Genomic DNA, 5,445 nt, shown 5'->3' with positions numbered 1-5,445 from the left:
GGCAACGGCCGCGGCGGCGAGCTCGCGACCACGCTGACCGTGCCCGCCGGCGGAACCGCGCGCACCGGCTTCGTGCAGGCGATCGGCCTCGACGAGTCCGACGCGAAGGCCACCTGGGCTGACGTCGCCGGTGACATCCCCGGTGCCGTCGCCTCAGCCGAAGAGTTCTGGAACCGACAGCTCCGCGCCGCGTTCGACCCGAGCGACACCGAGTTCTCCGGCGCACTGCCCGTGCTCGACACCGCCTCCGCACCCCTGCGCCGCCTGTACTGGTGGGCGGCGCTGGGCGTGATCTGGTTCCGCCGCGACTTCGCCGGCAATGTGCTCGGGCGGTCGTACGACACGCTCATGCCCAACTACTGGGGCACCACCACGTTCATCTGGGACTACAGCCTCAGCTCGGTGAGCCACGCCCTGCTCGACCCCGACGAGATGCGGACCCAGGTGCGGCACTGGATCTCCCTCGACATCCACTCGCACTTCGGCACGTCGTCCCTCACCGGAGGCCCGGTCGGCCGCTGGTACTCCGTGAACGACTACGCCATGACCCGGCTCGTGCACGACTACGTACGTTTCACGGGTGACGTCGCGTTCCTCGACGAGATCGTCGGCGACCAGACCGTGGCCGCGTCGGTGCGGCAGTGGGCGACCGCCTGGAAGGAGCTGCGCCGCGATACACCCCTGGCCGACTACGGCGAGATCGACAATCTGCTGGAGTGCGTGAGCTCGTACACGCACGAGGTGGCGAGCCTCAACGCCGCGAACGTGTGGAGCATGCGCACCGCCGCCGACCTGGCCGACCTGCGGGGCGACGAGACCGCGGCGAGCGCGCTGCGCACCGAGGCCGAGGCGCTGCTCCCGGCCGTGATCGCGCGCTATCGTCCCGGCACCGGTGTCTTCACGGCAGGACAGCCCGACGGCACGCAGCTTCCCGTGCGGCACTGCTACGACTTCAGCGTGGTCGGCACCACGATCGCCGAGGATCTCGCCCCGGGAATCCGCGACGAGATGGTCGGCTTCTTCCAGCGCGAGCTGCAGACCGACAACTGGATGCGCGCACTCTCACCCTGGGATCCCGACGCCAGCTACAGCCCACGGCCCGACCACCAGTGGAACGGCGCCTACCCTGCCTGGCCCGCCGACGCCGGACGTGCGCTCTCCGCACTCGGAGCCCCCGAAGTGCTGACCGGCTGGATCGAAGGGCTCTCCCGTACTGCGAACCAGGGGCCGATGGGGCAGGCGCACTTCGTGGAGGAGGCCGTGCCCGGCATCAACGGCGGAGCCCGCAAAGCGCCCCCGCAGCTGCCGTACATCATCGACTGGTCGTGTTCCTCGTCCGGGGCCTGGATCGAGCTCGTGATCGAAGCCCTGTTCGGTGTCTCGGTCGCCGCCGGCGGCACTGTGCGGGCGGCCGGATGCGTCGCCGCCCTCGACCCGGGCGCGACCCTGCGCGGCCTGCGCGTCGGCACCCGCACCTACGACATCGACGCCTCCGGAGGAATCACCCCCGCCCCAGGCCGCTGACCTGCACGACCCGAGCATCAACCGAACACGAGAGCACCACCCGAACACGAAGGAGTGATCGATATGAGAAGACGCACCATCGCGGCGACCCTCGCCGCGGCATCCCTCTGCGCCGGCGCGCTGTTCGCCGCCCCGGCCACCGCAGCAGTCGCGACCGGAGGGAACCACGGCGGCGGAGGACACGGACCCGGCCAGTGCTCGCTGGTCGACAAGACGCTCACCGCCACGGCGAACGTGGATCAGGGCCTGACCGAGCAGTTCACCGCCTACGGGAACACCGGCGGCGCGTGGACCGGCGGCGACAGCACGTTCTCCCTGCCGCTCGGGAAGGGGAAGACCGGATGGTTCTTCTCCGACACGTTCCTCGGCACCGTGAACGCCGACGGCTCACGGCCCACCGACTCCCCGTTCGTGAACAACTCCGTCGTGGTGCAGGACCGCCGCGGCGGGTTGACGACCATCACGGGAGGCACCCCGGAGGAGCCTGCCGCCATCATCCCGCCCGAGCCCGACGGCAAGTGGTACTGGATCGGCGACCCCACGCCCGGACGCGACGGCACGGTGCAGGTGCCGCTGCTGCAGTTCGGGCGCACGGGCAGCGGCCAGTGGGACTTCGCATGGACCGCGAACCGCCTTGCCACCCTCGACGGCCAGACCCTGCAACTGGAGTCCATCACCGACCTGCCTTCGGCGACCGGGATCAACTGGGGTTCGTGGACGCTGGAGGAACGCGGCACCACGTACATCTACGGCATCGCGGATCCGGGTGGAGTGCGCTCGGCCTACGTCGCCCGCGCGCAGGACCGCGACGGCGTGAAGGGCGCGTGGACGTACTGGAACGGCACCGGATGGTCGGCCGCCGAGACCGATGCCATCCCCGTCGTGCCGTACGTCGCGAACGAGTTCAGCGTCGCCCCCTTCCGCGACGGCTATCTGCTCGTCACGCAGGACACGTCGGAACTGTTCAGCACCCGCATCGTCGCCCGCACCTCGTGCTCGCCCACCGGCCCGTTCACCGATCCGGTCGAGCTGTACCGCACACCGGAGACCGGGACGCTGGGCAGCTACGGCGACCCCGACGTGTTCACCTACAACGCGCACGAGCACCCGCAGCTGCGCCAGGGCAACCGCATCCTCGTCTCCTACAACGTCAACACCTTCGACAACGTGGGCGACGTGTACGACGACGCCTCGATCTACCGTCCGCGGTTCATCGACGTGCAGCTGAAGGCCACCGGGTGACCGACGACCGCGCGGCACTCCGGGGGCTCCTCGCCTCCGGAGCGCCGCTCACCTGGGTGTGCACGGGCGACTCCATCACGCACGGGCTCATCCACACCCGCGGAGCCCGCAACTACGTCGACCACCTGCACGAGCTGATCCGCGGCGACCTGGGTCGGGTGCACGACACGGTGATCAACACCGCGATCACGGGGTGGCGCGCCGACCTGATCCTGGGGGACTTCGAGGGTCGCGTCGCGCACTGGCGGCCCGATGTGGTGACGCTGCTGATCGGCACGAACGACTGCACCACTCAGTGGCTGGATCCGGTGATCGAGGTGTCCGCGTTCGCCGATTCGGTCGCGGAGTTCGTGCGACAGGTGCGAGAGCTCGGCGCGGTGCCGGTGCTGCAGACGCCGCCGCCCGCCGACCTGTCCCATGCTCCCGACCGCGCGCGTCTCGGCGAGTTCGCGCAGGCGATCCGCGACGTGGCCACCGCCGAGGAAGCGATCCTCGTCGACCAGCACGAGGCGTTCGCCGTGTTCTCCGCGGGCACGGGGCCGGGCAACGAGGGCACACCGTGGGGGTTGCTCGACGACGCATTCCACCCGAGCGCCTCAGGTCATGCCCTGCTCGTTCTCGGCCTGGCCGGGGCGCTCGGGCTGGACGCCGAGGGGTCCCGGGTGGTCACGGACCTGCAGGCGCGGGTGGCCGTGGCACGGCATCCGCACTGGCCGCCGGTCTGACCGGCGTCCTGGGGCGACACGTCTGTCGGAGGATCGGACGGATGCAGGATCACTCGCAGTGATTCCTCCTGCATCCGTCCGATCCTCATGCATCCGGTCGGGAAGAACGGGCCATCGGGCTCAGGCCGCGACGTCGAGCACCCAGGTCACGCCGAAACGGTCGGTGAGCATGCCGAAACCGGCCGACCACGCCGATGCTGCCAGTGACTCGATCACGGTCGCGCCCTCGACGAGCCCGTTCCAGTAGCGCTGGAGCTCATCGAGCGAATCGGCGCGCAGCGACTGAAAGAACGTGCGGTCGGTGAGGGTCGCTCCGTTCTCCCGGTGCGTGCTGCCCGCGGTCGCCGCCGGGTTCGAGTCGTCCTCACCAGGGATGTCGTACGCCATCAGGCGCACGACACCGTCCAACTGGCCGAACACGATCTTGTCGAAGCCCGGAACGCCCTCGGGCATGCCGAACTGTCCATAGGTCGCCGCGGTCACCTCGCCGCCGAACACGGACTGATAGAAGTCGAGCGCCTGCCGGGCCGTGCCGCGGAAGTTCAGGTGGGTCGTGGTGGTGATGGTCATGCTCTTCTCCTCGTCGCGAGCCCCGCCGTTCGGGACCTCTGGCGACAACGATCACAGAGGTAGAGGTCAGTTTCCGTCCTCTACTTCGGGCAGACTGAATCGCATGACCGGGAGTTCTTCACGCATGCTCGCGCTGCTGTCGCTGCTGCAGACCCCGCGCGATTGGCCGGGGTCCGTACTGGCGGAACGGCTGGAGGTCAGCCCCCGCACGGTGCGCCGCGACGTCGACCGGCTGCGCGCGCTGGGCTACCGGATCGGTGCGATCAAGGGACCGGACGGCGGCTATCGTCTCGCCGCAGGATCGGAGCTCCCGCCGCTGCTGTTCGACGATGATCAGGCGGTCGCGATCGCCGTCGCCCTCCAGAGCGTTTCGGCGACGGGGATCGACATCGATGAAGGTGCCGCCAGAGCCCTGGCCACCGTGCGCCAGGTGATGCCGTCCCGGCTACGACATCGAGTGGACGGCATCCGCTTCACCGGCACCGAGAACGCGACCAGGGTCGATCCGACGGTACTCGAGGCGGCGAGCGCCGCCGTCCGCGACCGGCAGGTGCTCCGCTTCGACTACGCCTCCACCCAGGACCGCCCGGCCCGACGCACCGAACCGCACGCGGTGGTGGCGCGAGAGGGGCGCTGGTACCTGCTGGCGTGGGATCTGGAGGCTGACGACTGGCGCACGTTCCGCCTGGATCGGATGCGACCCCGCATCCCGACCGGACCGTCGTTCGCCACGCGCCCGCTGCCCGCCGTGGATGCGCAGACGTATCTCGCGGCCCGGGCCAAGGGGTCGACGACCGAGGACCGCTGGCCCTGCGTGGGTGAGGTCGTGATCGCGCTCCCCGCCCGCGACATCGCACCCTGGGTCGGCGACGGGGAGCTGGAGGAACTCGCTGACGGGTCGTGCCGTGTGACGATCGGATCGTGGTCGTGGACGGGGGTGCTCGCCTCGGTCGCGCGTTTCGACGCGGCTTTCACCGTCATCGGCCCTCCGGCGCTGCGGGAGGCGGCGGGAATCCTGGCGCAGCGTTTCGCCGCGGCGTGCGACTCGTCCTCCTGAATCGTCGAGTTTCACGCCCTTTCCCCATTTTGTGGAACGAGGCCGGGACGGGGCGAAATCGGTGGCGCAGTCACCCACTATCTCAGCGAAGCAGGGCCACACGTCGCGATCGCGTTCATCGATGATCTCCAGCACGCGATGGGTCGGCTCGCTGCGCATCCCTCTCTCGAGTCGGCGCGCTTCGAACCGGTGACCGAGATTCCCGAGATCCGCGCCTTCCCTCTTCGGAGCCACCCGTACCTCATCATCTACACCCACGACCCTGATGCTGTGCGAGTGCACCGCGTGCTCCACACGCGGCGAGACATCGCCGCCGTCCTCCGCGAC

6 protein-coding genes are annotated in these 5,445 nt (G+C 69.6%); 5 read left to right on the top strand and 1 reads right to left on the bottom strand.

All coding sequences use genetic code 11. The annotated features are described in order from the left end of the window. From AX744_RS20645 to AX744_RS09555, 3 genes are all read left to right on the top strand, one after another. Nucleotides 1-1,524, top strand: a 1,524-nt coding sequence (locus AX744_RS20645; protein WP_061016549.1) for a hypothetical protein, incomplete at its 5' end; no start/stop codon positions are given. A gap of 63 nt (nt 1,525-1,587) precedes the next feature. After that, nucleotides 1,588-2,766 (top strand): DUF4185 domain-containing protein, encoded by a 1,179-nt coding sequence (locus AX744_RS09560; protein ID WP_231728775.1) that lies wholly within the window; start codon nt 1,588-1,590, stop codon nt 2,764-2,766. After that, complete coding sequence (locus tag AX744_RS09555) at nt 2,763-3,491, top strand: SGNH/GDSL hydrolase family protein (protein ID WP_061016545.1); 729 nt, start codon at nt 2,763-2,765, stop codon at nt 3,489-3,491. Before AX744_RS09560 ends, AX744_RS09555 begins: the two co-directional genes overlap by 4 nt. Before the next feature lie 120 nt (nt 3,492-3,611). On the opposite strand, the gene AX744_RS09550 is transcribed toward AX744_RS09555, so the two are convergent. Next, nucleotides 3,612-4,061, bottom strand: a complete 450-nt coding sequence (locus tag AX744_RS09550) for a VOC family protein (RefSeq protein ID WP_046748168.1) — start codon at nt 4,059-4,061, stop codon at nt 3,612-3,614. Nucleotides 4,062-4,164: 103 nt separating this feature from the next. On the opposite strand from AX744_RS09550, the gene AX744_RS09545 reads away from it, so the two are divergent. Together AX744_RS09545 and AX744_RS20980 are read left to right on the top strand one after the other, a co-directional pair. Next, nucleotides 4,165-5,118, top strand: a complete 954-nt coding sequence (locus tag AX744_RS09545; protein WP_061016543.1) for a helix-turn-helix transcriptional regulator — start codon at nt 4,165-4,167, stop codon at nt 5,116-5,118. Beyond that, nucleotides 5,119-5,445, top strand: a 327-nt coding sequence (locus AX744_RS20980) for a type II toxin-antitoxin system RelE/ParE family toxin (RefSeq protein WP_061016551.1), incomplete at its 3' end; no start/stop codon positions are given.

Origin of the sequence: Microbacterium sp. CCH5-D1, from assembly GCF_001557335.1 — a bacterium.
Lineage (GTDB): Bacteria > Actinomycetota > Actinomycetes > Actinomycetales > Microbacteriaceae > Microbacterium > Microbacterium oxydans.
Note: the sequence above shows the minus strand (reverse complement) of the source record. Positions and strands in the feature narration are given on the sequence as shown.

What these genes read in the sequence shown, in the direction of transcription:
- AX744_RS09560 (WP_231728775.1), top strand. Translation starts at nt 1,588, where the DNA reads ATGAGAAGACGCACCATCGCGGCGACCCTCGCCGCGGCATCCCTCTGC.
- AX744_RS09550 (WP_046748168.1), bottom strand. Translation starts at nt 4,061, where the DNA reads ATGACCATCACCACCACGACCCACCTGAACTTCCGCGGCACGGCCCGG.
- AX744_RS09545 (WP_061016543.1), top strand. Translation starts at nt 4,165, where the DNA reads ATGACCGGGAGTTCTTCACGCATGCTCGCGCTGCTGTCGCTGCTGCAG.